1 rRNA gene is annotated in these 1,437 nt (G+C 53.0%); it reads right to left on the reverse strand.

The features are described from left to right. Positions 1-1,437: ribosomal RNA gene (locus ACFS5O_RS19380) — 23S ribosomal RNA — on the reverse strand; the annotation flags it as partial.

The raw sequence follows: 1,437 nt of genomic DNA on the forward strand, positions 1-1,437 counted from the left end.
CGGTTTCGCAGAGACCTGTGTTTTTGCTAAACAGTCGCTTGGATCTATTCACTGCGGCTCTCTCGGGCGATAAACCCTATCAGAGCACCCCTTCTCCCGAAGTTACGGGGTCATTTTGCCGAGTTCCTTAACGAGAGTTCTCCCGATCATCTTAGGATTCTCTCCTCGCCTACCTGTGTCGGTTTGCGGTACGGGCACCTCTTTCCTCACTAGAGGCTTTTCTTGGCAGTGTAGGATCAGGGACTTCGGTACTAAAATTTCCCTCGCCATCACAGCTCAGCCTTCACGTTGGGCGGATTTGCCTACCCAACAGCCTAACTGCTTAGACGCACTATTCCATCAGTGCGCTCACCCTACCTTACTGCGTCCCCCCATTGTTCAAACGGAAAGGAGGTGGTACAGGAATATCAACCTGTTATCCATCGCCTACGCTTTTCAGCCTCGGCTTAGGCCCCGACTAACCCTGAGCGGACGAGCCTTCCTCAGGAAACCTTAGGCTTTCGATGGACAAGATTCTCACTTGTCTTTCGCTACTCATACCGGCATTCTCACTTCAAAGCGCTCCACCAGTCCTTCCGGTCTGACTTCGCTGCACTTCGAACGCTCCCCTACCCCTGTACCATACGGTACAAGCCATAGCTTCGGTGATACGTTTAGCCCCGTTACATTTTCGGCGCAGAGTCACTCGACCAGTGAGCTATTACGCACTCTTTAAATGGTGGCTGCTTCTAAGCCAACATCCTGGTTGTCTGGGCAACTCCACATCCTTTGCCACTTAACGTATACTTTGGGACCTTAGCTGATGGTCTGGGCTGTTTCCCTTTTGACTACGGATCTTATCACTCGCAGTCTGACTCCCGCGGATAATTCTCTGGCATTCGGAGTTTGACTGAATTCGGTAACCCTGTGGGGGCCCCTAGTCCAATCAGTGCTCTACCTCCAGGAATCTTGCCGCGAGGCTAGCCCTAAAGCTATTTCGGGGAGAACCAGCTATCTCCGTGTTCGATTGGCATTTCACCCCTACCCACACCTCATCCCCGCACTTTTCAACGTGCGTGGGTTCGGGCCTCCATTCAGTGTTACCTGAACTTCACCCTGGACATGGGTAGATCACACGGTTTCGGGTCTACGACCACGTACTATGTCGCCCTATTCAGACTCGCTTTCGCTGCGGCTCCGTCTTATCAACTTAACCTTGCACGGGATCGTAACTCGCCGGTTCATTCTACAAAAGGCACGCCGTCACCCGTTAATGGGCTCCGACTACTTGTAGGCACACGGTTTCAGGATCTGTTTCACTCCCCTTCCGGGGTGCTTTTCACCTTTCCCTCACGGTACTGGTTCACTATCGGTCACTAGGGAGTATTTAGCCTTGGGAGATGGTCCTCCCGGATTCCGACGGGGTTTCACGTGTCCCGCCGTACTCAGGATCCACTC

This window comes from Fictibacillus nanhaiensis (genome assembly GCF_042686385.1).
Classification (GTDB): domain Bacteria; phylum Bacillota; class Bacilli; order Bacillales; family Fictibacillaceae; genus Fictibacillus; species Fictibacillus nanhaiensis.